The organism is Boseongicola sp. (genome assembly GCA_014075275.1).
In the GTDB taxonomy this organism is placed as follows: domain Bacteria; phylum Pseudomonadota; class Alphaproteobacteria; order Rhodobacterales; family Rhodobacteraceae.
The window spans coordinates 2734727-2758198 of record CP046179.1 but is presented as its reverse complement, the minus strand read 5'-3'; the positions used below and the strand labels follow the sequence as shown (position 1 = coordinate 2758198).

General features: G+C 56.3%; 22 protein-coding genes and 1 pseudogene. 13 read left to right on the top strand and 10 right to left on the bottom strand.

Annotated features, from left to right (window positions below; translation table 11 throughout):
- Positions 1 to 441 precede the first annotated feature (441 nt).
- Genes GKR98_13920 through GKR98_13910 form a run of 3 tightly spaced genes read left to right on the top strand, consistent with a single transcriptional unit; the run spans position 442 to position 3251 of the window.
- Complete coding sequence (locus GKR98_13920) at positions 442 to 2070, top strand: hypothetical protein (protein ID QMU59190.1); 1629 nt, start codon at positions 442 to 444, stop codon at positions 2068 to 2070.
- Positions 2071 to 2081: 11 nt separating this feature from the next.
- Complete coding sequence (locus GKR98_13915) at positions 2082 to 2615, top strand: pilus assembly protein (protein ID QMU59189.1); 534 nt, start codon at positions 2082 to 2084, stop codon at positions 2613 to 2615.
- Between the two features lie 9 nt (positions 2616 to 2624).
- Positions 2625 to 3251: a hypothetical protein gene (locus GKR98_13910; GenBank protein ID QMU59188.1), complete on the top strand. Its 627-nt coding sequence runs from the start codon at positions 2625 to 2627 to the stop codon at positions 3249 to 3251.
- 72 nt (positions 3252 to 3323) lie between these two features.
- Here the strand turns inward: GKR98_13910 and GKR98_13905 are convergent, their stop codons facing one another.
- The 7 genes from GKR98_13905 to GKR98_13875 are packed head-to-tail and all read right to left on the bottom strand — an operon-like array spanning position 3324 to position 12092.
- The gene (locus tag GKR98_13905) at positions 3324 to 4067 is read right to left on the bottom strand and encodes an ATP-binding cassette domain-containing protein (protein ID QMU59187.1); all 744 of its coding nucleotides are present in this window, start codon (positions 4065 to 4067) and stop codon (positions 3324 to 3326) included.
- Between the two features lie 3 nt (positions 4068 to 4070).
- Complete coding sequence (locus tag GKR98_13900) at positions 4071 to 4415, bottom strand: RidA family protein (GenBank protein QMU59186.1); 345 nt, start codon at positions 4413 to 4415, stop codon at positions 4071 to 4073.
- Positions 4412 to 6331 (bottom strand): AMP-binding protein, encoded by a 1920-nt coding sequence (locus tag GKR98_13895; GenBank protein QMU59185.1) that lies wholly within the window; start codon positions 6329 to 6331, stop codon positions 4412 to 4414. The genes GKR98_13900 and GKR98_13895 overlap by 4 nt, the downstream gene beginning before the upstream one ends.
- A 1-nt stretch (position 6332) precedes the next feature.
- Positions 6333 to 7076 (bottom strand): SDR family oxidoreductase, encoded by a 744-nt coding sequence (locus GKR98_13890; protein ID QMU59184.1) that lies wholly within the window; start codon positions 7074 to 7076, stop codon positions 6333 to 6335.
- A gap of 14 nt (positions 7077 to 7090) precedes the next feature.
- Entirely contained in the window at positions 7091 to 8737 is a 1647-nt protein-coding gene (locus GKR98_13885; GenBank protein ID QMU59183.1) for a hydantoinase B/oxoprolinase family protein, read from the bottom strand.
- Positions 8734 to 10812: a hydantoinase/oxoprolinase family protein gene (locus tag GKR98_13880; GenBank protein QMU59182.1), complete on the bottom strand. Its 2079-nt coding sequence runs from the start codon at positions 10810 to 10812 to the stop codon at positions 8734 to 8736. The genes GKR98_13885 and GKR98_13880 overlap by 4 nt, the downstream gene beginning before the upstream one ends.
- A gap of 5 nt (positions 10813 to 10817) precedes the next feature.
- Positions 10818 to 12092: an FAD-dependent oxidoreductase gene (locus GKR98_13875; GenBank protein QMU59181.1), complete on the bottom strand. Its 1275-nt coding sequence runs from the start codon at positions 12090 to 12092 to the stop codon at positions 10818 to 10820.
- A gap of 139 nt (positions 12093 to 12231) precedes the next feature.
- On the opposite strand from GKR98_13875, the gene GKR98_13870 reads away from it, so the two are divergent.
- Genes GKR98_13870 through GKR98_13855 form a run of 4 tightly spaced genes read left to right on the top strand, consistent with a single transcriptional unit; the run spans position 12232 to position 15378 of the window.
- On the top strand, positions 12232 to 12636 hold the full coding sequence (locus tag GKR98_13870; protein QMU59180.1) for a rhodanese-like domain-containing protein: 405 nt from the start codon (positions 12232 to 12234) through the stop codon (positions 12634 to 12636).
- Positions 12588 to 13835, top strand: a complete 1248-nt coding sequence (metC, locus tag GKR98_13865; protein QMU59179.1) for a cystathionine beta-lyase — start codon at positions 12588 to 12590, stop codon at positions 13833 to 13835. Before GKR98_13870 ends, metC begins: the two co-directional genes overlap by 49 nt.
- A 5-nt stretch (positions 13836 to 13840) precedes the next feature.
- Positions 13841 to 14476, top strand: coding sequence for a VOC family protein (locus GKR98_13860; protein ID QMU59178.1), 636 nt, complete (start codon positions 13841 to 13843; stop codon positions 14474 to 14476).
- 17 nt (positions 14477 to 14493) lie between these two features.
- Positions 14494 to 15378 carry an MBL fold metallo-hydrolase gene (locus tag GKR98_13855; GenBank protein ID QMU59177.1) on the top strand — a complete coding sequence of 295 codons (885 nt, stop codon included), beginning with the start codon at positions 14494 to 14496 and terminating at the stop codon, positions 15376 to 15378.
- Between the two features lie 4 nt (positions 15379 to 15382).
- On the opposite strand, the gene GKR98_13850 is transcribed toward GKR98_13855, so the two are convergent.
- The 3 genes from GKR98_13850 to GKR98_13840 all read right to left on the bottom strand — a co-directional run bounded on the left by GKR98_13850 (position 15383) and on the right by GKR98_13840 (position 18030).
- Positions 15383 to 16321 carry an EamA family transporter gene (locus GKR98_13850; GenBank protein QMU59176.1) on the bottom strand — a complete coding sequence of 313 codons (939 nt, stop codon included), beginning with the start codon at positions 16319 to 16321 and terminating at the stop codon, positions 15383 to 15385.
- Positions 16322 to 16387: 66 nt separating this feature from the next.
- Positions 16388 to 17353 (bottom strand): HAMP domain-containing protein, encoded by a 966-nt coding sequence (locus GKR98_13845; protein ID QMU59175.1) that lies wholly within the window; start codon positions 17351 to 17353, stop codon positions 16388 to 16390.
- On the bottom strand, positions 17338 to 18030 hold the full coding sequence (locus tag GKR98_13840; GenBank protein QMU59174.1) for a response regulator: 693 nt from the start codon (positions 18028 to 18030) through the stop codon (positions 17338 to 17340). The genes GKR98_13845 and GKR98_13840 overlap by 16 nt, the downstream gene beginning before the upstream one ends.
- A gap of 243 nt (positions 18031 to 18273) precedes the next feature.
- On the opposite strand from GKR98_13840, the gene hisB reads away from it, so the two are divergent.
- The 6 genes and pseudogenes from hisB to GKR98_13810 all read left to right on the top strand — a co-directional run bounded on the left by hisB (position 18274) and on the right by GKR98_13810 (position 23466).
- The gene (hisB, locus tag GKR98_13835; GenBank protein ID QMU59173.1) at positions 18274 to 18861 is read left to right on the top strand and encodes an imidazoleglycerol-phosphate dehydratase HisB; all 588 of its coding nucleotides are present in this window, start codon (positions 18274 to 18276) and stop codon (positions 18859 to 18861) included.
- 29 nt (positions 18862 to 18890) lie between these two features.
- On the top strand, positions 18891 to 19529 hold the full coding sequence (hisH, locus tag GKR98_13830; protein QMU59172.1) for an imidazole glycerol phosphate synthase subunit HisH: 639 nt from the start codon (positions 18891 to 18893) through the stop codon (positions 19527 to 19529).
- Positions 19530 to 19556: 27 nt separating this feature from the next.
- Entirely contained in the window at positions 19557 to 20111 is a 555-nt protein-coding gene (locus GKR98_13825) for a hypothetical protein (protein QMU59171.1), read from the top strand.
- Between the two features lie 177 nt (positions 20112 to 20288).
- On the top strand, positions 20289 to 20582 hold the full coding sequence (locus tag GKR98_13820; GenBank protein ID QMU59170.1) for a hypothetical protein: 294 nt from the start codon (positions 20289 to 20291) through the stop codon (positions 20580 to 20582).
- A gap of 254 nt (positions 20583 to 20836) precedes the next feature.
- Positions 20837 to 21901: a substrate-binding domain-containing protein gene (locus tag GKR98_13815; protein QMU59169.1), complete on the top strand. Its 1065-nt coding sequence runs from the start codon at positions 20837 to 20839 to the stop codon at positions 21899 to 21901.
- A gap of 76 nt (positions 21902 to 21977) precedes the next feature.
- Positions 21978 to 23466: pseudogene (locus GKR98_13810) on the top strand (family 43 glycosylhydrolase).
- Positions 23467 to 23472: the final 6 nt, after the last annotated feature.

Genomic DNA, 23472 nt, shown 5'->3' with positions numbered 1-23472 from the left:
TTTAGAGAATAACTTCTCCATTTCTGTCGCAAATAGACTGTTCGCGCACAATCTCGGCCAATTTTCGCGCAATTCGCCGGTTTGAAATAATCAATCTTTCGGAACCGGATGGATTGGTAAGTCTCCGGCGACAACCACCGGAATTTTGCCCGAAATGTCATCCGGCGTTCATCGGTTTTCGAAACAATTAAACATGCCACTTTCACAAAGTATTGCCACAAATTGGTCATTCAAAACTCTGCGTTCACGTTATGGAAAAAATCAATGATTTCAATACGTTTGTTTATTTTTTACTCAATCTCGCCATGCTTCGATCATCTTTCCAACACGTTCTCTCAGCACCCATAAAGAGCACTTGGGAAACCCCGTGCAGTAGGTTGGATTAAGATTTTATGCGGCGCGTATCGCCCACTCAAATGAAGCTTGATGAGACCCTAGAAAATGTCCTTCGCCTCCCGAATTTCCCGCGCCAAAGCCGCACATTCAAAATGGAAAGAGTTTCGTGACGACGAAGATGGATCTTTGATCATTTTCTCGATCTTTATCTTCATATGCATGGTCATGTTCGGCGGCATCGCCGTCGACCTTATGTTGTACGAGAACGAGCGCACCCACCTGCAAAACTCTACCGACCGTGCGGTTCTGGCTGCGGCCAATCTCGACCAGACCGTCGACCCCAAACTTGTAGTACAAGACTATCTGGCAAAATCCGGAATCACGGTTGATCCCAAAGATATTCAAGTCACCGAAATTGGCAGCTTTCCTGTAATTACGGGTCGTCAGGTCCGTGTGGACATCAACGGCGATTTCAACACGTTGATGATGGATATGGTCGGCGTGCCAGTCTTGCCCATCGGCGCTGTTTCAGAAGCGACGGAAGCCATCAACGACATCGAAGTATCGCTTGTACTGGATATCTCGGGTTCCATGGGGTCGAACCTTAAACTCGAACGCATGCAAACCGCCGCGAATACATTCGTGGATCAGATCTTGGCTGGCTCGATCGATGGGCGCGTGTCCATGTCATTGGTACCATATTCAACCCAGGTTTCGGCCGGGCAGAATTTGCTGCCCCTGATGAACACCACCCACAATCACAACTACTCCCATTGCGTGAACTTTGAAGGCAGTTCATTCGCGAGCGCCGCAATTGATCACACCGTCCCCCTTTCGCAGACCGCGCATTTCGACCCGTGGCGCAACTATCGCCACGCACAAGCACCCAGATGGTTTGTGTGTCGAAACGAAAGCTACACTGACATCCTGCCCTGGACCAACGACGCCGTCGCGCTGAAAAATCAGATCAACGCCTTTCAGGCAGGAGGCAACACATCCATCGACGTTGCAGTCAAATGGGGGGCCGGTCTTTTGGACCCGTCCATGGGCCCTCAGTTGAACTCACTTCTCAGTACAGGCCAGGTTCCGGCAAGTTTCACGCAACGCCCCTTCGCGTATAATCGCCCCGACACGTTGAAGTTCATCGTCGTGATGACGGACGGTATCAATACCACCCAATACTACCTGAAAGACGCCTACAAATCCGGGCAAAGTCCCATCTACAAAGACACCCAAACAGGCCGCCTGTCGACCGACGACCAGGAATTCCGCGACACTGACGGCGACAACGATTGGCGCGAACCCAACTGGTACGTTCCTGGCCGCTATTGGATCAATCAACCCTACGACAGTGATGGCGCGGGCACAGCCAGCCGGGCCGAACGGTTAGACTGGCAAGACGTATGGGCTGAAATGTCCATGTCATGGCGCGCATACCACCTGCATTACCGTCAGTACTACAATGCGAACCATTACTACGATAATCTGTATGGTCCGCGCAGCACCGTAAGCGCGTCGATGAAGGATGCGCGCTTAAACCAGGTTTGCTCGGCCGCCAAAACCCAGGGTGTCATCGTTTTCGCCATCGGTTTTGAAGTCACTGACAGCTCAGCCGCGGTCATGCGCAACTGTGCCTCGACCCCGAACCACTTCTATCGCGTTGATGGCCTCGACATCCAATACGCCTTCGCCTCGATTGCCAATCAAATCAACCAGTTGAAACTGACACAGTAAAAGGCACCAGCATGTCGATCAAATCGCATATTCAACGTTTCCTACGACAGGATCAAAGCGGTGCTGCGTCCGTTGAGTTCGTGATTATTTTCCCGATATTCTTCACGACATTCGTCTCCGCATTCGAAGTCGGCATGATGAATATTCGGGCCGTCATGCTCGAACGTGCAACCGATATCGCAGTGCGTGAAATTCGCCTGAACAACGGTACACTGGTCGCTTACGACGATGTTCTGCGCCGCATCTGCGACCTTTCACTTGGCATCACCGATTGCCAGAACGTTGTCAAAATCGAACTCAACAAAGTGAACCAAACCGGCTGGACGACACTGTCCAACAGCGTCGATTGCATCAAGCGCAATGAAACGATTCAACCGGTCGTCAACTTCGTGAATGGACAGGAAAACGAATTGATGTTGGTTCGTGTCTGCGCGGTTCTGGACCCGTTCTTCTCGACAGTTGGGATCGGGAAATCAATGCCGAAAGACGCCTCTGGCGGCTATCTGGTTGTTGCGTCGTCGGCCTTCGTCAACGAGCCGAAATAGGACATGTCGATGAAGATCTTCGAAAACATTCCCGGAATAATACTGAATAAGGTCAGAGCATTACGAACCTCCGAAGCAGGCAGCTTCTCGGTTGAAGCCGTCCTGATGTTCCCGCTGCTCATTTGGGCTTATATTGGCATGTACGTGTTTTTCGAGGGCTTGCGCGAAAACAACATCAATCTCAAAGCGGCCTATACCGTTGGCGATCTTCTGTCTCGCGAAACAGATCTTGTCGACATGACCTATCTAAATGGGATGAACTCAGTATTCGGATGGCTCACACGCTCAAACCAACCGGTTTCCATGCGTGTCACCGTCATCAGATTTGATGCAACCAGCAATAAACATATCTTGGTTTGGTCGCGCGGCGTGGCCGGTCGCATTGATCATGATCAACTTACAGTCGACGATTTTGTAACACCCCAGGTGCCAATCTTGGCAGACGCCGATACTGCAATCGTCGTCGAAACCTGGGCCACTTTCGATCCCATCCTAGATATCGGCCTCACCCAGCGAGAGGTCTACAATATGGTGATCACACCCCCGCGCTTTACAGAACAGCTTGGATTCGTCGGCGTCGGCGATGGTGGGGGAACCGGCCACAACGACGGCACCGACAGCGGACTGGGCCTCTAGTACTCTATGCCCAACAAGAAAGGCCCGCGCTGTCACCAGCACGGGCCTTCAATTTCATCAACCGGTTAGCCGTTAGTGGCTCAGAACCTGCTCCAGGAAGACTTTCGCACGCTCAGTCTTCGGATTCAGGAAGAACGCCTCTGGCTCGTCTTCCTCGATAATTTCGCCTGCGTCCATAAAGATAACCCGATCTGCAACTCTACGGGCAAAGCCCATCTCGTGAGTCACGCAAACCATGGTCATGCCTTCTTCAGCCAGCGTCACCATAACGTCCAGAACTTCGCCTATCATTTCAGGGTCCAGCGCCGATGTCGGCTCGTCAAACAACAAGATGTCCGGCTTCATGCATAGTGCGCGCGCAATGGCCACACGCTGCTGCTGACCACCTGATAGCTGACCAGGGAACTTCTCGGCCTGGTTCGCAATCTGCACTTTCTCAAGATAGCCCATAGCGGTCTCTTCCGCTTCCTTTTGGCTGATCTTGCGCGCCAGCATCGGGGCCAACGTGCAGTTTTCCAGAATGGTCAGATGCGGAAACAGGTTAAAGTGCTGAAACACCATTCCCACTTCGCGGCGCAACTCGTCAATGTTAGGCGCATCAGCAGCAATCTCATCACCGTGGATCAAGATACTACCAGCCTGATGCTCCTCCAACTGGTTGATCGTGCGGATCATCGTCGATTTGCCTGACCCAGAGGGTCCGCAGACAACAACTTTCTCGCCTTTGCCGACAGTTAAATTCACATCTTTCAAAGCATGAAACGAGCCGTAGTATTTATTGACGCTCTTCATCTCGACTGCAGGTGTCATTGGCATCTCCTATTGGTTGACGGCCGCGGTTATTATGATTTCTACGCGGAGTACATCGCGGGCAAGCCGCGCTTCTCCACAGGCGCGCGCGGGTGCGTGGCCTTCCGGCACCCAAGCGTCCCAAACTTCATTCATCTCGGCAAAATCTGCCATGTCCGCCAGCCAAACAATGGCTTGCAGAATGTGCTTACGGCCTGACCCGGCTTCTTCCAGAAGCGCATCAATCCGTGACAGGCAATCTCGGGTCTGCTCCGCAACAGTATCGCCAGCTCCAACTTGCCCGCAAATGTAGGCAACGCCATTGTGCCGAACGATTTTCGACATGCGTTTACTTGTTTGCAGACGTTCAATCATGTGCTCTTTTCCGCAATCAGTTGACGCGCCGAGAGTGAAGCCTCGATCTCATCCAGAATTGCAGGATCGTCTATAGCAGCGGGCATCTTAAAGTCTTGAGCATCAGCAATCTTTTGCATGGTACCACGCAGAACCTTGCCCGAACGGGTCTTAGGCAACCGCTTGACCTCGACAGCTGTCTTGAAAGCCGCAACTGCGCCGATCTTCTGGCGCACAAGCTGAACCAACTCACGTTCAAGTTCCGACGCATCGCGCCCTGCCCCATCATTGGTGACATAGAACCCAAGCGGCAGCTGCCCTTTCATATCATCAGCCCGACCAACGACAGCGCATTCTGCGATATCTGGATGGCTGGCAATGACTTCTTCCATGCCCCCGGTCGACAAACGGTGCCCGGCCACATTTATGATGTCGTCCGTGCGCGCCATGATGAAGACATAGCCGTCCTCATCAATGATCCCGGCGTCCGAAGTCGCGTAGTATCCCGGAAACTCTTCCAGATAAGCAGATTTGAAACGCGCTTCCGCATTCCAAAGTGTCGGCGTTCCCGAAGGTGGCAACGGTAGCTTCACAACGATATTGCCCAACGTGCCTGGCTCGACCGGATTTCCACCGTCATCTAAAACCTGAATATCATATCCCGGCATCGGCACACCCGGCGAGCCGTATTTAACTGGCAACGTGCCTAATCCGACAGCATTGCCTGACATCGCCCAGCCAGTTTCAGTTTGCCACCAATGATCGATTACAGGGCGCTTCAACTTAGTCTCGGCCCACTCAATCGTCGCTGGGTCCGAACGTTCGCCGGCTAGAAACAAAGTCACAAAATTGCTCAGGTCATAATCCCCGATCAATGCACCCGAAGGGTCTTCCTTCTTGATCGCCCGGAAAGCCGTCGGCGCCGTGAACAATGCCGTGACTTTGTGGTCCTGAATAACGCGCCAGAACGCACCAGCGTCTGGTGTGCCCACTGGCTTGCCCTCATACATCACTGTCGTGCAGCCATGCAAAAGCGGGCCGTAGCAGATGTAAGAATGGCCAACGACCCAACCCACATCGGACGCAGCCCAGAAAACATCGCCCGGTTTCAATCCATAGTGGAATTCCATGCTCCACTTCAGCGCGACCATGTGCCCGCCGGTATCGCGCACGACACCCTTGGGCTGCCCGGTCGTTCCGGACGTATAAAGAATATAAAGCGGGTCAGTCGCCGCCACGCTCACGCATTCGGCAAAGTCGCCTTTGGCTTTCGCAGCACCAACCGCGTCGGCATAGTCGACATCGCGCCCGGAAATCAGTTCGCAAGGCTGAACATCGCGCTGCAAGATCACGCAGCCTTCCGGTTTTTCTGACGAAATTTCAATAGCTTCGTCCAAAAGCCCTTTGTAGCCGATCACCCTGCCCGGCTCGATTCCGCACGAGGCCGAGATGATGGCCTTTGGCGAAGCGTCATCAATGCGGGTGGCCAATTCAAGAGCTGCAAACCCACCGAAGACGACGGAATGAACTGCACCCAAACGGGCGCATGCCAGCATGGCAAAAACAGCTTCCGGAACCATCGGCATATAGATGATGACCCGGTCGCTTTTCTCGACACCCATATTTCGCAGCACGGTTGCTAATGCAGCAACTTCATCCTGCATCTCCGCAAACGTGTAAGAACGAACGGTGTCTGTGACCGGGCTGTCGTAAACCAGCGCCTGCTGGTCGCCTCGACCATCAGCCACATGCCGGTCAACACAGTTGTAACAGGTGTTTCCCATGGCTCCGTCGTACCAACGGCCATAAACCCCTGCGTCGGGGTTAAAGGCCCGCGTCGGCGGTACATCCCAGTCGATCCCGTTGGCGGCCTCGGCCCAAAATCCCTCGGGATCTGATTGCCAGTTTGCGTATGTCTCGTGATAGCTGCTCATGATCTCAACACGTGTAGTTCATTCCAAGTCGGCCACCATCCACATAGATGGTTTCGCCCGTGACGTAACTGGACTTCTTCGAGCACAGAAATGCAACCACATCCGCAATCTCGCGGGCAACACCCACGCGCTGCATCGGTGTGCGTGACATAACCATTTTCATTGCATCCGGGTTCGCATTCACGCCCGCCATCATCTCTGTGTCGATAGAGCCGGGACCAACCGCATTCACGCGGATATTGTCCGCCGCCAAAGCCAGCGCAGCCGCCTTGGTCAATTGCATGACCCCACCCTTGGACGCGCAATAGGCCGGGATAGCCGGAATGGCGACCTGTGCGTTGATCGACGACATATTCACGATCGCACCGGCAATGCCCTTATCCAACATCGTCCTGGCAGCCCGCTGAAGCGCCACAAAGACACCGCGCAGATTCACGTCGATGACTTTTTCGAAGTTCTCCAGTGAATATTCCATAAAGTTACCCGGCATCGCGACACCGGCATTGTTCACCAGCGCCGAAACCGGCCCATGATCCGCCTCGATCTTGTCAAAAGTCGCCAGGATCTGATCTACATCACCCATGTCGCAAATCATCCCGACACCACCCAACTTGGCGGCGGCCTCGGAAACCGACTCTTGAATATCGGTCAAAACGACAAAGTAACCATCCTCTGCCAGCGCCTCAGCGCAAGCATAGCCAATCCCCTGCGCAGCCCCCGTGACCAATGCAATTGGTTTATCGGACATCTTCAATTTTCCCCTTAATCTTCCAGACCATAATCGGTCCGGGCTTGTTCTTCTGTGATATATCCAGCCGCAATGTCGCGGCGCACAAGGTCGCGGTCGCGCGACTGCGCGTCACCATACCCGCCGCCACCCGGCAAACTCAATCTCAGCCGTTGACCATTCTTAACGATCTGGCGACCTTTGCTTTTAAGCTTTGTGCCGTCCGCCAGTTCTACTTTTCCAGCGCCGCCGATTCCGCCGCCATCGCGACCGCGTGCCGGGTTTTCGACCCGATCAAACATGGCGTTGAAGAAAAAGTCATAGCCGTCGCGCGCTTCAATCTCGATGGTCTGACCCAGACCGCCGCGCAGTTCTCCCGCACCGCCAGAGCCCTCGCGCAAATCCTTGCGCCAGACTGTAATCGGCCCAACGTGCTCGGTTGCTTCAACCAACATGGTCGAAACACCCGAAGGGAATGCCGTCGCCGACAATCCGTCCACGGCAGGACGCGCACCCATTCCGCCTGAATTGAACATTAATATCTCACGGCTTGGCATATTGCTGGATGGGTCCGAAGGCCGCGCAGATATCTGAATGTTCCAAAGCGCACTTGCGCCTTCCGCGGGAACCGTTCCCGGCATTGCCTTGTGCAAGGCACCCAACACAACATCCGGAACCAGATGCCCCATGACATGGCGCACAGATACCGGCGCTGGCCGCCTTGCCGCCAAAATGCATCCTTCCGGCGCCGTAATTTCGAACGGCTCCAGCGAACCGGTGTTATTGGGAACATCTGCCGCAATTGCGCATTTCAGACCATAGCAGGCATAGGCGCGCGTATAGACCTCGGGGCAGTTGACCCCAAACTTGCTCATCCCCGATGTGCCGTCGAAATCCGCAACCAGCCGGTCGCCGTCAATTGTCAGCGTCACTTCCATATGCACCGGATCATCGTAGCCATCGACTGTCATCGTGTGGTGGTATGATCCGCTTGGCACCTTCGCGATTGCTTCGCGTGTAGCCTTGCGCGAGGATTCGATCACAAACTCGGACAAACCTTCCAATTCGTCGATATCAAATTCGTCCATCATCGCCTGCAAGCGACGATCCCCGGCCTCGTTATATGCAGCCAGCGAATACATGTCACCAACAGTCTGATCGGGTGTCCGCACATTGGCCCGGATCATCTGGATCAAAAGGTCCTGGACCTGTCCGCGTTCTGCAAACTTGGTGATTGGGATCAGCAGCCCTTCTTCAAAGACTTCATTGCCATCAGGACCAAACCCGCGCCCACCGATATCCACGACATGCGCCGTGCAGGCAAAATACCCAATATGCAAACTCTTGCGGAACACAGGCGTCACAACGGTAATGTCGTGCAGGTGCCCGGTGCCAAGCCATGGATCGTTGGTGATGAAAACATCGCCCTCAAAGGTATTCTGTGCCCCAATTTCGCGGGCAAAATGCGTGATACTTTCGGCCATCGCGTTCACATGCCCCGGCGTGCCGGTCACTGCTTGTGCGATCATGCGACCGCGCCGGTCAAACAGACCGGCTGACAAATCCCCGGCCTCTCGAACCGACGTCGAAAACGCCGTGCGGATCAAGGTCGTCGCTTGTTCTTCCACAACCGCGATCAAGCGGTTCCACATGATTTGATAGTCAATCGCGGTCGGGCTCATGCCGCGCCCCCTTTCCGGATCAATAACAGGCTGCCGTCAGCTTGACCGATGGCGTTGTAAGCAGAGGTTACAATGGTCGATGTCTCGCGTTCGACAATCACCGCTGGCCCTTCGACGATTGCTCCGGCTGACATCTCGCCACGCTCCACTTCGCGCGCCTCAACCAACTTGCGCAACGCCGCATCAAAGAATGTCCGCTTGCGCTCTTCTTTTGCTGCGCTTGCGCCACCCAAACGATTAACCGGTGTCGCATCTGGCAGAACGGTTGCCACAATCAATGACCAGTTGGTGATTTCCATCGCCAGCCCGTCAATAATCCGCCCGAAGAAAGTGCGATATGCATCTTCAAAAGCGTTTTGGATCAGTGCCCTATCGTCATCGACAAGGGCACGATACGGCAGCACCACCGGAATTTCCCAACCCTGACCCGAATAGCGCATGAACGCCGTCAGCTTGGTTGTTGTCGGCGTGTCACCGGCACCTGCCGTCACAAATGCCCGTGCTTCGGCCTCCAACTCCACCAAGGCGGTATTCACAACTTCAGGGTCGAACTCGGCCAAACGCTGGAAAAGTCCGCGCGTAGCTTCATAACTGAAGGGAGCTTTCAGAAAGCCAATGGCCGAGCCGACGCCTGCCCCGGGAGGGATCAGAAGCGCTTCGATAGAAAGTTTCTCGCATAGACGACAAGCATGTAAAGGCGCACCGCCACCAAATGCGATCATGGTGAAATGCTCGATGTCCCGGCCATTTTCGACCGTATGAACGCGCGCAGCATTTGCCATGTTCTCGTCCACCATTTCGGTGATTCCGAACGCCGCATCCTCGGGGTTGAACCCGACCAGCTTTGTCTCCACGGCCTTGGCCGACAAGGCTTTCGACAATGGGATAGCACCGCCTGCAAAGTTGTCAGGGTCCAGACGACCCAACAGCGGGTTGGCATCAGTAACCGTCGGTTCTTCGCCACCCTTCTGGTAACACGCAGGGCCAGGTTCAGACGCCGCCGAACGTGGCCCGACCTGAATACGCCCCATGCTGTCAATCGACGCGATAGAGCCACCACCGGCCCCGATCTCGACCATCTCGACTACAGATGTCGAAACCGTCATGCCGGAGCCCTTTTTGAACCGATATGTCCGCGCAACTTCGAAGGTATTCGCCGTCTTCGGCGCACCGTCCTCGATCAGGCAAATCTTCGCTGTCGTACCACCCATGTCAAAGGACAGCACCTTGTCCAAACCATGCGCCCGCGCATAATCCGCCGCAAAGATCGCTCCGCCCGCTGGACCGGACTCCAGCAAACGCACCGGCTGTTCCGCGGCTGTCTCAACCGAGATCAACCCACCGCCCGAGTGCAGCATGAAGACAGGCGCATCCACACCCGCCTCAAGCAGCCGCGCCACAAGCCGACCCAGATAATCTGCCACCTGCGGCTGGACGTAAGCGTTTGCAATCACAGTGTTAAATCGTGGCAATTCCCGCATCTGTGGCGAGATGACCGACGACAGGGATACCGACAATTCCGGCGCAGCTGCCCGCAACGCAGATCCAATCGCAACCTCATGCGCATCATTGGCATAAGAATGCATCAGCCCAACAGCAACGGCTTCAAAGCCGCCCGCAAGCACCGAGCGGACCAACCGGTCAACGTCAGCAACTTCCAGCGGCAACAGCACTTCGCCATCTGCCGCCACGCGCTCATGCGCTGTAAAGCGAGCTTCGCGCGGCACCAAAGGCTTGGGCAACGCAAGGTTCAAGTCATACTGCTCGAACCGGTTCTCTGACCGCATCTCGATCACGTCCCGGAACCCTTCGGTCGTGATAAACGCCGTCTTCGCCCCGCGCCGCTCGATCAAAGCGTTGGTCACCAGGGTCGTGCCGTGGATCACCTGCTCGATATTACCAAGCGGAACGCCGGCAGCCTCCGCCGCTATGACGATCCCGTCCAGTATGGCCTGCTCAGGCTGGTGATAATTGGTCAGAACCTTCGTCGTCGAAAGCCCTCCGGGATGCTCCAACGCCACGTCCGTGAACGTGCCGCCAATGTCTACTCCCACGCGGATTGAATGCGGTGTCATTTGGGTCAGATGCTCTTCATAAGCTGGTTTGCTTTAAACGCGGTCTCGTAAAGCCGCGACATGATCGGGGCCGATGGCACCGTCGTAAGTTCGGTAATTGGTAGCGGTAATTTATCCGGCGACGTGCCAGTCAGCAAATCCGCCATGGCTTTGCCGAAGATCGTGCCGGTTGTGATCCCGCGCCCATTGTATCCAATCGGCGTATATACACCCTTGTCCAGATTGTAGATGCGCGGCACATGGTCGGGCGTCATCGCAATCTGTCCATGCCAGGCTTCCTCGAACTCGACTTTGCCAAGCTCCGGATAAATCCGTGACATCTGCTTTTGCGCCCAACGGTTCGACAAACCACGATCAACACCGCCGACAACCTTGCCCATCGAACCGATGACCAGGCGATCAAACATGTCCCGGCGGATCGAGAACATGATCTGCCCCGTATCCCACAGTCCCTGCCGCCCTGGCAGAATATGCTCATTGCCGTCGGCAAGTGGCTTTGTCGCCAGTTGAAAATAGTGAATCATCGTAAAGATGCGCTTCAGGTCCGGCCACAGATCGTCGGTATAGGCATTGGTGCCCAACACCACGTTCTTCGCGGTCACAACACCCCGGTCGGTTTCCACCTTCCAAAGATCGCCGTCCTTGACCAGTTTCGTGACTTTCACTCCAGTCGCGATCTTGGCCCCGGCGCTGGCAGCAGCGCGCGCCAATCCTCGGCAATACCCCATTGGGTTGATCGTGCCTGCCCGGTTGTCCAACAGGCCGCCGTAAAACGCTTTTGAACCAATTCTTTCCGCGGCTTCTTCGCGGCTCAACAGATCAACCGGCTCGCCCAAAGCCTGCCACTGTGCGTGGCGCGCTTGCAAATCTTTGAAGCCCGATGGCGAGTGCGCAGCATGAATCGTGCCCGTCCGAGTCGCCTCGCAGCGAATCTGATACTTCTCAATCAGCGAAAAGACATACTCAGGCGCCTTACCAAAAGTTTCGACAAAGCGCGGTCCATAAACCTGACCAAGGTGGTCCTCGACATCCTTCGGAGGCAGCCATGCCGCCGCATTTACCAACCCGACATTGCGCCCAGATCCACCATATCCAATCTGTTTCGCTTCGAGCACATAGGCGCTTAAGCCCTTGTCAGCACTATGAAGTGCAGTGGAAAGTCCAGTGAACCCTCCCCCGACAATTGCGACGTCAACTTCAACACCATCTTCAAATGGTGCCTCATAGTCCTGCTCTTCCGCAGATACGTCCCAAAGTGAGATCGGTTTTGCTGAATTCATCTAGTCAGACTTTCTCGCAGACTTCATAAAAAATCACCTTCGGTTTGAATGTTGCTACAGCAACCGCGTTGTGTCAATATACGATAACAATGTTCTAGATACCGGAACAAATGATTTTTGAGACTAGCCGGAGTTGCCAATGTCGAGTCTGAAACTTTCCGCCAAACAAATGGTCGCCGACGCGCGCGCGCGTATCGAAGAGATCGAAACCCCTGACCTCATTGCAATGCTGGACGATCCGAACGTGGTCGTTGTCGACATCCGCGACCCTCGCGAACGCCAGCGCACTGGATTCATTCCGGGCGCATTCCACGCCCCCCGAGGTATGATTGAGTTCTGGGTTGATCCAGACAGCCCATATCACAAAGAGGTTTTCGCTCAGGAAGGCAAGAAATACGTTTTCCATTGCGCCTCTGGCTGGCGCTCTGCCATCACCGTCGCCACGCTTCAGGACATGGGCTTTGATGCCGCGCACCTGAAAGAAGGCTTTTCAACCTGGGAGGCCCAAGGCGGCCCGGTGGAATTCCCCGAAAAGAAAACCTGAGCCCACCCGTGACCAAGAAAACCACCCCTATCGCCAATCAGTTGGTGCAAGGCGGCCGCCCTCCCAAAACCGAAGGCCGCCACGTCAATATGCCGATCGAGCTTGGCTCGACCATGGTGTTTGACGATCTGGCCGCCTTCGATCAGGCCCGCGCCAACCGCTATAAGTCCGGCACCATGTACTACGGTCGCTATGGCAATGCTGCGGTTTACGAATTGGAAGGCGTTATCGCAGGGCTTGAGCACGCCGAAGATGTCACACTGACCTCGTCCGGCGTCGCCGCCATCACCATGTCGCTGCTGGCAGTCACTACCCCCGGCGCGCACCTGCTGGTCGCCGACCATGTCTATACGAACACACGCGGCTTCTGCGACAACGTGCTGATCCGCCAAGGCGTCATCGTCGAATACTATGACCCGATGATCGGCGCTGACATCGCCAACCTCATGCGGCCCGAAAACTGCGCCGTTATGTTCGAAGCCCCCGGCTCTGGCACCTTCGAAGTCCCCGACATCCCGGCCATCGCCAAAGCTGCTCGCGACTATGGCGCGGTCAGCATCATCGACAGCACTTGGGCCACGCCCCTGTTCTGCCGCACCCTGGATCTCGGCGTCGATGTCGTCGTCTATTCGGGCTCGAAATACATGGGCGGCCACTCTGATTGTATGATCGGCGTCATTGCCTCGAACGGTCCCATTGGCGAACAAATCCGCAAAACCACCATGGCGGTCGGCGACAAAACCGGCTCGCAAGAAGTGTTCTTGGCCAAACGCGGCCTGCGCACCCTTAAAATGCGTATGGATCACGTGCAGGCTGCGGGTCTTGAGATGGCAAAATGGCTCGGAAATCAGCCCCAGGTCAAAACCCTTCTCCACCCCGCCTTCCCATCCTGCCCCGGCCATGAGTTCTGGAAACGCGATTTCACCGGTGCCGCTGGCCTGTTCAGTGTCATCTTCCACACTTGTTCGGACGATCAGGTCCGCGCTTTCGTCGAAGCTCTCCACCATTTCGGCATTGGCGTTAGCTGGGGTGGCTACGAAAGCCTCGTCTTACCCGTAATCCCCGTGCGCACAGCTTCCCCCGACGCCTGGACCGAACCCGGCCAGCTTGTGCGCTTCAACATCGGCTTTGAAGATCTCGACAGCCTCAAGGCGGACCTTGCCGCCGCCCTTACCCTTCTGAACACCGAAGCAGAGTAACGAATATGCAAAACAACATCGACCATTTCGCAATTGGCGCAGCGTCCCTCGAACAGGGTGTTGAGGCCATGAAAGAAGCCCTTGGCGTCGAAGTCCCTCGGGGCGGAAAGCACGATGCCATGAGCACCCACAACTGCGTCATGCAGTCCGGTAACTCCAGCTTCTTTGAGTTACTTGCGATTGACCCCGATGCCGGTGACCCGGGACGCGCCCGCTGGTTCTCGATGGATGAAGACCGCACCAAAGCCCGCATCGCAGAACGCCCGCGCGCCCTTTGCTGGGTTGTGAACACCGATGACCTCGACGGCGTCATCGCCGCCAGCCCGGTCGATCTTGGCGAAGTCGTGGATTTCCGGCGCGGAGACCGCACATGGCGCCTGACCGTGCCCACCGACGGCCACCTGCCCGAAGGCGGCCTTCTGCCAGCCTTCATCGAATGGTCCCCCGGTCCACACCCTAGCAGTGGCCAGCAGGATTTGGGCGTGAAGCTGGACAAGGTCCGCGTCACCCATCCTGATCCAGATCAATTTAAAAGCATTCTGAAAATGCTATGTATTGATCATCTCGCCGAGGTACAACAGGGTGACTCCGCTCTGGCCTTTGAACTCAGCAGTCCAAATGGCATAGTAACACTCGACTAACAGAAGAGGACGCAACCATGACCCTTCCACCGGTCGATCTCTCGCGCAAACCCGATGTCACCGGGTTCTTCGACGGAGATTCCAACACCATCAGTTATCTGGTGAAAGACCCAGACAGCAACTCCTGCGCCATCATCGATTCTGTGATGGAATTCGATCAAGCCGCCGGGCGTCTGACGTATAACAGCGCCGACAAACTCATCGCCGCCATTCAGGACCAAGACCTGAAGCTGGAATGGATCATCGAAACCCACGTCCACGCGGATCACCTATCCGGCGCGCCCTACATTCAGGAAAAGCTGGGCGGCAAGATCGGTATAGGCGAGCACATCCTCACTATTCAGGACACCTTCGGCAAAATCTTCAACGAAGGCACCGAGTTCCAGCGCGATGGCTCGCAGTTCGATGCGCTGTTCAAAGACGGCGACACCTACACGGTTGGCACAATGGATTGCTTCGCCATCCACACGCCGGGCCACACGCCCGCCTGCATGGTCCACGTCATGGGCAATGCTGCCTTTGCCGGTGACACCCTATTCATGCCCGACGGCGGCTCGGCCCGTGCCGACTTCCCCGGCGGCGATGCGGCAGAACTGTATGACTCGATCATGCGCGTCCTCAGCCTACCCGACGAAACCCGACTGTTCATGTGCCACGATTATGGTCCGAACGGTCGCGCAATCGCTTGGGAAACTACCGTGGCCGAGCAACGCGAAAACAACATCCATGTCGGCGGCGATAAAACGCGTGATGATTTCATCAAGTTCCGCACTGAACGCGATGCGCAACTGTCCATGCCCAAACTGATCATCCCGTCCCTGCAAGTGAACATGCGCGCGGGCGAAGTGCCCAAGGATGACGACGGCAACATGATGCTCAAAGTGCCCGTCAACAAACTCTGAAGCGCTACAACTTAACCTCAGGCGATTGCACCGGTTTCGACCGCGCAATCGCCAGACCTGCGCCTACGATCATGACGATGCCGACCCAGGCATATGCGTCCGGCCAGTCGCTCCAGATCAGAGCGCCCCAAAGCACCGACATTGGCACAGCGACATATTCAAACGGCGCAACCCGCCCCGCTTCCGCCAGCCGATACCCCTGCCCGATCAAGTAGCCTGCCAACGTGTTCAACACGCCCAGCGCCGCAATGATCGCCCAATCCTGCGTCGTCGGCCAGCTCCACGCACGCAACAGGAACGATGCCGACGGATTGTCAAAGACGTCAAATCGCCCGTTCCCGGCAATCGCAGCCATCACCAAACTGCTCAGAATAAACATCAGATGCACATAAAACGCCAAAGCCGCTGCGGGTTCGGTATCTGCCAGCCGCCGCGTCAATAACTGCATGCACGAATATGCAAATGCCGCCACCAGCGGCAGGATCGCCGCAATCTGCAGTCCCGCGGCTGACGGGCGCACAATGAACAAAACTCCGCAGAACCCCATCAGGATCAGAGCAACCCTAACCGCATTCAAACGCTCGCCCAGAAACACCACCGCCAACAGCGTTATGATCAAAGGTGCCGTAAAGAACGTCGCCACCGCAGTCGGCAATTGCAGCGAGGCAAGGCTCACAAAGAACGTCAGGTTCCCAATCACCAATGCCCCACCGCGCAACAACTGCATCCCAAGACGCTTGGTCTGCAAAATCCGAATGCCGCCTTCCAGCGGCACAATGATCGCCACGGTCAGCACGATCGCGATTGTTGCCCGGATCATCACAATCTGATGCAACGGATAGTCGCCGCTCATCCACTTGAACGCCATGTCCTGGATCGAGAAAAAGATAACCGCCACGATCACACAGATCGTGCCCACTGCTTCTTTTGAGAGATTGCCCATCGTGACGGCTCGTCGATTAGTTGGACCAACGCCTATCGCGCAATCCAAGAACCTAACAGCAGAAAATCAGAACCGGATCTCGAAACTCGCTCCTGAATCACCATCAATCACGTCAATCTCGGCTCCATGGGCAAGCAACAGGGTCTGCACAATCGCCAACCCCATTCCAGTGCCGCCGGTTTCGCGCCGGGTGGTGAAAAACGGATCAAACACCCGGTCCCGGTTGCCCGCCGATATCCCCGGCCCGTCATCCGAAACCCAAAGCCGTGCCCCGTCTGGCATATCCTCAGCCTCAAGCCGGATGGCCTTCGCCCCTGCATCCAAGGCATTTTCCGCCAGATGGTGCACCACAATTGACAATCCTGCCGCCGTCAGCGGCAATACAGCATCCGCGCCCTCAATCTGAATATCCAAGGCGCCCAATTCTTCCGACCAATCGACCTCAACCAACGTTGAAACGCCATGATGATCAGGCGACCGGGCCGCCGCAATGTCGCGCGCGGCCGCCAGCAATTGCTCGGCGCGCCCCTCCGCATCACGAATAGTAGAAACCAACTGTCGCGCCTCTGCTGGTAGCTCCTCATCGCTCTCCAGCAACTCCGCCGCACCTCGGATCGCGGTCAAAGGCGTCTTCAATTCGTGTGTGACGTGATCCGTATAGCTTCTGACCGCCAATTCGCGCGCCGTCAGAACATCGGCCATGTCCAGAACCGCCTGACCCAAATCACCAATTTCAGGCGTTCCATAATGGCCCATCGGCTCGGCCGCTCCGCCGCCCCGGATCGCCTCAGCGCGACGCGCCAATGCCCGCACAGGGGCCAGTATCAACCGCCACAACAGCCACCCAAGGATCAAAGTTGCCGACAGCGCGCCCAGCGCAACGGTCAGCACAGCACGGCCTCGTCCCATTCCCGGGGCCAATTCTTCGACAACGAACAACCCCAGAACCGGCAAAACCAAAACCGCAACCAATGATCCACTTAGGACCAACAGCAGCGGTGGCCGCCACTTTGCCGTTACGCTTCGCCGCACGCACCCATCCTAAGCCCAACGCCATGCAGCGTTTCGATACAATCATCCAAACCCGCGTCAGCCATCTTGGCCCGCAAATTACGCAAATGGCTGTCCAGAGTGCGATCACTGACCACCATCCCCGGCCCCCAGATGGCATCCACCAAAGCAGGGCGCGAAAAGACCTGTGTTGGCCTGCCCAGCAGCTTTGACAGTATCGCAATCTCTGTCGCGGTCAACGATACCGCATTGCCATCAATCCGCACGTCATGTGCCTCGGCATTCAAAGCCAAACGCCCCCGCGTCAAAACGCGCGCCGGCGCACCTGCGCTCTTTGTGCGCTTTAAGATCGCGCGCACCCGCGCCACCAGCTCACGGGGGCTGAAGGGCTTGGTGACATAATCGTCACCGCCCATCTCCAACCCCAAAATCCGGTCAACCTCGTCATCCCGCGCGGTCAGAAACAGGATCGGCAACTCGCTGTCACGCCGAATTGCCCGACACAGCTCCAACCCATCCATTTCTGGCAAACCAATGTCCAATACGGCCAAATCAGGCCGCACCGCCTGAACCTGCCGCAACCCTTCCGCGCCGTCACGCGCCGTCATCGTGCGAAAACCCGCACGTCCCAACGCTACATCCAACACCTCGCGGATCTGCGGATCGTCATCGACAACCAAAATCGTTGCTTCGCTCATCACACCTCACTTACGGCAGTTTATATGCGCATTGGCCGGGGTGCGCGAGGGGCTCCACCCCGACCAGCCTGCGGTCCTGCCTTGACCCGATCTAGCCAAATCTCCGTGCACAGCACCTGCATACCTTCGTGCAGACCCCGTGCAGAGGCACAACAGCCCACATTCACGCGCTTTTCTGCCCTTCCCGCGCCCGATTGCCCATCCTATAAGCGCTCCGAAGCAACCCCAAGCGGAGTCCCTGCCATGCGCAGCGCCACGATCACGCGAAAGACTGCGGAAACCGATATCTCGGTCGAGATCAATCTCGACGGAACCGGTGCCTATGACAACCAGACCGGGGTCGGCTTTTTCGACCATATGCTGGACCAACTGGCCCGTCATTCGCTGATCGACATGACCATCCGCGCCACAGGTGACTTGCACATCGATGATCACCACACCGTCGAAGATACCGGCATCGCGCTGGGTCAGGCGCTTAACGAGGCTCTGGGAGACAAGCGCGGCATCAACCGCTACGGTTCTTGCCTCCTGCCCATGGACGACGCCCTCGTGCGCGCCGCGCTGGACCTTTCCGCGCGTCCCTACCTCGTGTGGAATGTCGAGCTGCCCACTGCCAAGATCGGCGCATTCGACACCGAACTGGTGCGCGAGTTCTTCCAGGCCTTCGCCACCCACGGCGGCATCACGCTCCACGTTGACGCGCTACATGGCATCAACAGCCACCACATCGCCGAGGCCGCTTTCAAAGCCGTCGCCCGCGCCCTGCGCACCGCCGTCGAAACCGACGCCCGCAAGGCCGACGCAATCCCTTCGACCAAAGGCGCGCTCTGACCCTTCAGAGCCGCCCCCGGAGACCAAAAATGCTGACCGTCATCATCGACTATGCCGCCGGCAACCTGCACTCGGCTGAAAAAGCGTTCCAACACGTCGCCCGAGACATCGACGGCGGCGACATCCTCGTCAGCGACCGCGCCGAGGACGTCCTGCGCGCCGACCGCATAGTGCTGCCCGGCGACGGCGCTTTCCCAGCCTGTATGTCAGAACTCCAGGGCCAAACCGGCCTCTATCAGGCCCTTATCGAAGCGGTCGAAGCCAAGGCTCGCCCGTTCCTTGGCATCTGTGTCGGCATGCAACTGATGGCCCGCGCGGGTTTTGAATACAAAACAACCCCCGGCCTCGGCTGGATCGACGGAGAAGTTGACCGCATCGCCCCAACCGATCCCACCTTCAAAATCCCGCACATGGGCTGGAACGATCTGGTTATCGACCAGCCTCACCCGGTCCTCGACGGTATCGAAACCGGCGACCACGCCTATTTCGTGCACTCCTACCAGATGCAGGTCACCAACCCCGACCACCTTCTCGCCCACAGCGACTACGGCGGCCCGGTCACCGCAATCGTCGGCACCGGCACCATGGTTGGCACGCAATTCCACCCCGAGAAAAGCCAGTCCGCCGGCCTGTGCCTGATCGCCAACTGGCTGAAGTGGGCACCGTGACCCCCGGGTGTGACACTCAGATTTTCCATGCTAGGCTCACCCCATACCAATAAGGGGGCCCCGAATATGGACCGCAACACCAAAGGCCAGAAGGCCCAGCAGAAAACCATCGCCACCTACTCCGCCCGCCCCGATCTGGCGCAGGATACCAGTTCCGGCACCGCCAGCATCGGCGAAGGCCTGACCTGCACCTATCGGCAAGGCGATGATGAGCTGGTCATGGACATGGGCGAAGCCTTGGGCGGCGACGGCACCGCCCCAACCCCCGGCCTCTTCGCCCGCGCGTCGATCGCGGGCTGCGTCGCCATCGGCATCAAAATGACCGCCATGCGTGACGGAGTCACACTCAAAGGCGTACACGTCGATCTGGAACAGGACTTCGACAGCCGTGGCCTCATGGGCTTCAACGACATCCCCGCCACGCCCCTGGACACCCGCCTCAACATCCGCATCGACAGCGACGAACCGCTGGAAAAGATCGAAGCAACCATAAACCGAGCCCTGACCTGCGACCCCTGGTTCCTGTCGTTCAGGGATGCGCAGAATGTGTCCACGCGCATAGAGGTTAGTGTTTCGGCGTAGACCAAAATACTTAAGTCGTGTGTGACAATGACTCGAATCGCGTGGTTTTTGGTATTTACGGTGATCAACATAATAACTGCTTTACGGACCAAGCGAACATCAGCATAGCGCGATTACCCACTGCCGACTCAATGATACGGTAACTATAAATTCACTACTAACTACAATAGGTTGTACATGCTTCGTCATATTGTTTTGATATCCTTCAAAGCTGAAGCAACAGCTGCACAAAGAGACGCTTGGAGGGTGGCAGTCACGGACATGTGTGAAACCAGTTCCGAAGTTTTGTCGTTTACGCTTGGGGACAATATTGGGAGAGGTCCGAACCATCAGGACTCGGCTCTAGTCGCTGATTTTAGAGACGTTGCAGCCTTTCGGCGCTACATCGCAAGCGCTGCACACTTGGAGTATGTTGAAAACCACGCCCGTCACGTCGTTGAAACTATTGCCGCTATCCAGCACGAGCATTGAAGGGCCGGGTTGCGGGACTGAGTGTGAATTCGCTGCGGATGCGCCAATGGCCGCTGTCCGGAAAACCAACTCGAATATGTGTTCTTTTCAGCGTCCCGCTCGTCCAATGATCTTTGGTCGGTGGTCCTTTCGACAAGCGCCGGAGTGAGTTTGATCCGAACATTTATTGCATGATACAATTAATTGCGTTACGCATTTAATTAGGCTGATTCGACCATTGCCTTACAAAATGAAAACTCTCCAGGGAGGAGAACATGACTAAAAAACTTCTAAAGACCCTGCTTGCGACTGCTGCTTTGCTGCCTCTCGCTGGCGCGGCAGTTGCAGATGGCCATGCCCGCACAGATCTGGTGATTGCGGACCTTGGACAACCGGAAACTAACCCTTGGGTGATCAATCGACACCGGTTTGAGGGCTGCGTTGCTGATGCACTTGGTGTTGAGCTCAAGGAATTTGACGACCAAAACTCTGAGGAACAGCACGTCTCGCAAGCTGAATCCATCATTGCGAGCCAACCCGACGGGTTGATTTTCAACCCCTTGACCGCACCTGCGGGTATTCAGGTTGCACGCCTGCTCGAAGATAACGACATTTCGGGCATCGCAGTCGGGCGTCTCGTTGTCTCTAGCTACGACGACGACTATGAGGGCGAGGACTTTATCGCTCAGGTAACGCAAAACAACGACACTTGGGGTGAAGCTATGGGCCGTGCAACGGTTGAGCTTGGCTACAAGAAAGTCGGGATGATCTGGACTCAGAAGGGCAACATTTCTGCGGCGGAAATCTGGCATGGTGCCGCGCGCGAACTTGAAGCCGGTGGCGTCGAAGTTGTGGCAGAAGCCTGGGATGTGCTGAGCCGTGAAAACGGTCAGAAATATGCTGAACAGTATATTGCACGCTTTGCACCCGGTGAGATTGACGCGGTAGTCGTGATCGGTGCGGTCGCCGGATTGGGTAGCAAATTTGCCATTGATCAGGCCGGGCGCGACGATATCGCCGTTATCACTACTGACATCGATGAGCAGGTTGCACAGTTCATTGCCGAAGGCGAGCTTGAGTTCTCGATCGGCGGTCACTGGATGGTCGGCGGTTTTGGCTTGATCCAACTGTATGATTATCTGCACGGCCACCCGATCACGGATACCCAGCCCAAGGTTGGTCTTATCCCGGTTACGGCTGACAATGTGGAAACCTACGCAAACGGCCTGTTGAACGGCTGTATCCTGTCGCCCGAAACCGTGCGCAGCCTCAGCAAGGTTCATAATCCAGACGCTGACCTGGTGGGCTTCATCAACAACTGGCAGGACTACGTGCAATAATTTCCCGTGCACGAGGTGCTCCCTGCCCCAAGCGGTCGGGAGCACCAACTAATCAACTATTATTTTGAGGTCCGTAATGAGACTATTCGGCTATGCTCCTGAACGAGGTGCCGCTGCAGGCGATACCATGCCATTTTACCATGATGGGAAATGGCACCTGTTCTTTTCCCAGCCACCTGTTGGCGCATGGGAATATGTAGAGCGCGCCCGCGTCTCAACGGCCTATTTGCAATCCGACGATCTGGTGAATTGGAAGGTTATGCCCGATGCGTTCGGCCCCGGTGCACATGGGGATTGCGATGGTGACGGAATCTGGACCGGCTCGGTTATTGAGCACGACGGTGTCTTTCACTTCTTTTACACGGGCTACAATCGCCAGTCTGCCTCGCCGCAAACGATCTGCAAGGCGACCTCAACTGACATGAAAACTTGGGACAAATCCGGCGGCAATCCCCTAATCTCGCCTGATCCGCAATGGTACGAGACCGTCGATTGGCGCGATCCATTTGTTTACCGAGACGAAGACGCTGGTTGTTTCAAGATGCTGATTTAGGCGCGCCTGAAAGAAGGCCCGCAGTTTCGTCGCGGCTGTGTGGCGGTTGCCACGTCCGATGATCTGGAAAGCTGGGAGGTCGGTCCTCCGCTGGCATCCTCGATGCTGACCCATTGCCCGGAATGCCCCGAAATTTTCAAGCTGGGGGATTGGTGGTATCTGGTGGAGAGCCGCTATTCGGAACGGATGCAAACGCTTTATCGGGTTGCAAAGTCGCCCGACGGCCCTTGGGAAAGTCGCAAGCTCGACAGCCTTGATGGCCGCCGCTTCTATGCCGCGAAATCCGCTAGCGATGGTGACCGGCGTTTCAGTTTCGCGTGGATTCCATTCCGTAAACACCACGGTCCAAAGCGCAGCTGGGTTTGGGGGGGGTGAACTCGGCAGCCCGCGTGAACTGCTCTCCTTGCCTGACGGAACGCTGGTCAGTCGCCTGCCGCAAGAGGTGGATGAAAGCTACAAAACATCTGTCGAGCACGAGGTTCGCCCGATGCTTGGTGACTGGACCAACTGCGAAAGCCCGCAGTGCGACGCCACCGGCACCTATGCTTATGCCTTTCTGGATGGTCCAAATCGAGATGACGTCCTTCTTGACGTCTTCATCGAACCCACTGCCAACACCGAAGCTGTGGGTGTTCTGATCGAGCCCCGTGGTGGTGATCACCTGGACAGCGGTTACAGCCTTACTATCGAGCCAATGAAAGAGCGGGTGGTATTTGATCGCTGGCCTGCCGCCATGGACCCCCTCTGGGATAGTCTGGTTCTAAATGAGCGGCACGGTATCGAAGTCAGTCAGGAAATTGATAACCCATTGGTCGAACGTCCGTTGGCTTTTACCCCTGATGATGGGCGCTATCGCGTGCAGATCCTGCGCAATGGGTCGGCAATCGAGTGTTTCGTAGGTGGGCAGGTGGTCGCCTCGTTCAGAGTCTACGACATTTCAAACACGGATGCATGGGGGCTTTTCGTTCAAGAAGGCGCCGCGACATTCCATGACCTGAAATTCCGAAAGTAAAGCCAA